1 protein-coding gene and 1 pseudogene are annotated in these 560 nt (G+C 70.2%); one reads left to right on the top strand and one right to left on the bottom strand.

Annotated elements, in window-relative coordinates; all coding sequences use genetic code 11:
- On the bottom strand, positions 1–179 hold a 179-nt coding region (locus tag ACVNF4_RS36800; RefSeq protein WP_461807143.1), incomplete at its 3' end, for a MarR family transcriptional regulator.
- A 194-nt stretch (positions 180–373) separates the two neighbouring features.
- On the opposite strand from ACVNF4_RS36800, the pseudogene ACVNF4_RS36795 reads away from it, so the two are divergent.
- Positions 374–560, top strand: a pseudogene (locus ACVNF4_RS36795) (ATPase); the annotation flags it as partial.

Here is a 560-nt window from a genome sequence, read left to right as displayed (position 1 = left end):
GTGGCGCCGTGGGCGGTGCCGGTGCGGGCGGCGAGCCCCGCCGCCTCCAGTTCGGCGACGGCGTTGGAGACGGTCGGCTTGGACAGTTTGGCCAGTTGGGCCAGCCGGGGCCGGGTCGCGTCGCCGGAGGCGGCCAGCACGGCGAAGACCGCGCCCGCGCTCTCACTGAGGTGCTGCACGAATCCCCCTCGAAGTACCTCTTGACGCACCCTGGTTCGTTAGTTAGCTTCCTAACGAAATCCCCACGGTACTCGTCTGCCGTGGCCGACTGAAAGCCCGTCCCGGGGCTTCCCGAGAAAAGTTCAAGATCCGTTCACACTTCGCACGGTTCGCCCGCCGTCGCAGCTCAGCGCATCCGACGAAGGAAGAACCCGTGCAGGACGCACCCCCCTCGTGCCCGCTTCTGGTCGGCATCGACGTGGGCGGCACCAAGACTCACCTCCGCGCGCTCGCGGGGGCCGAGACGGTGGCCGACCACGTCCGTGCCAGCAGCGACTGGCGCCCGCACGACACGGACTCCGCCGCCCGCTGGCTCGCCGACCTCGTCGAGGAGGCGCTGC

This window comes from Streptomyces sp. S6 (assembly GCF_054880855.1).
Note: the sequence above shows the minus strand (reverse complement) of the source record. Positions and strands in the feature narration are given on the sequence as shown.